Below are 951 nucleotides of genomic sequence, written 5' to 3'. Positions count from 1 at the left end.
CTTAACGCCAGATTCTGTCAACTGTAGCGCTGCGCGCATACCAGAACCGCCGCCACCGATAACGATCGCATCGTAATTTAATGTTCTTAATCCTGCCATGTTAAATCACCCCCACAGAATCTGAATGCCCCAAACAACGTAGGCAAACAACACTACGCCGAAAAAGGCTTGAAAGCTCAAACGAACCGCTGTCGAACGCATGTAGTCCGTCGACACAGTCCACAACCCAACCCACGCATGAGCACCAATACAAAGAAGCGCAAGCAAAGAGAAAATACGCATCGCAGTGCACGCAAACAAGCCGCTCCATTGCTCATAAGTAAGCTCAGGGTTATAAATCAGATAACCCAAAATAAATACTGTATAGGCAGCCAAAACGACTGCAGTAAAACGCTGAATGATCCAATCGGAAAGACCGTTACGACCAAAACTAGTAACACTAGCTACCATATCCAAACCCCCGCCAGAACGATTAGAACCACTGAAAGAACGATTGTGATCTGTGCGCCGAGCTCACCGCCCTCGATCGTTTCGCCAACACCGAGATCCATAATTAAGTGCTTCACACCAGCAACCAAGTGATAAAGCAACGCCGATACAACACCCCAAATGATGAATTTAACCAAGGCATTATCGAAAAGCGCCTTCGCTTCAGCGAAGCCTTGCTCACTACTCAGTGACAAATCCAACCCATACATTAAAAACACCAAGCCAACAAACAACATAACACCAGTGATACGGTGCGCGATTGAAGTTAAAGCAGGCAAAGGGAATTTAAACTGAGTCAAGTCAAGATTGACTGGTCTTTTATTCTCCACGGCTATCTTCTCTCTTTTAATAAATCGATGATGAACACATCATGTTCAATAACGAACTTATAGAAAACGCAGATCACAAAGTTCGCTTATATTTTTTAAAATGGCGAAATCAAAACGCTAAGAAAAACAAAGC

General features: G+C 44.2%; 3 protein-coding genes. All 3 read right to left on the bottom strand.

Going from position 1 to position 951, the window contains the following annotated elements; translation table 11 throughout:
- Positions 1-99, bottom strand: a 99-nt coding sequence (locus tag A3738_RS29835; RefSeq protein ID WP_156504083.1) for an FAD-binding protein, incomplete at its 3' end; no start/stop codon positions are given.
- A 6-nt stretch (positions 100-105) separates the two neighbouring features.
- Positions 106-450, bottom strand: a complete 345-nt coding sequence (gene sdhD, locus A3738_RS07950) for a succinate dehydrogenase, hydrophobic membrane anchor protein (protein ID WP_068473757.1) — start codon at positions 448-450, stop codon at positions 106-108.
- Complete coding sequence (gene sdhC, locus A3738_RS07945; protein WP_068482142.1) at positions 444-818, bottom strand: succinate dehydrogenase, cytochrome b556 subunit; 375 nt, start codon at positions 816-818, stop codon at positions 444-446. The genes sdhD and sdhC overlap by 7 nt, the downstream gene beginning before the upstream one ends.
- Positions 819-951: the final 133 nt, after the last annotated feature.

The organism is Oleiphilus sp. HI0066, assembly GCF_001635725.1.
Note: the sequence above shows the minus strand (reverse complement) of the source record. Positions and strands in the feature narration are given on the sequence as shown.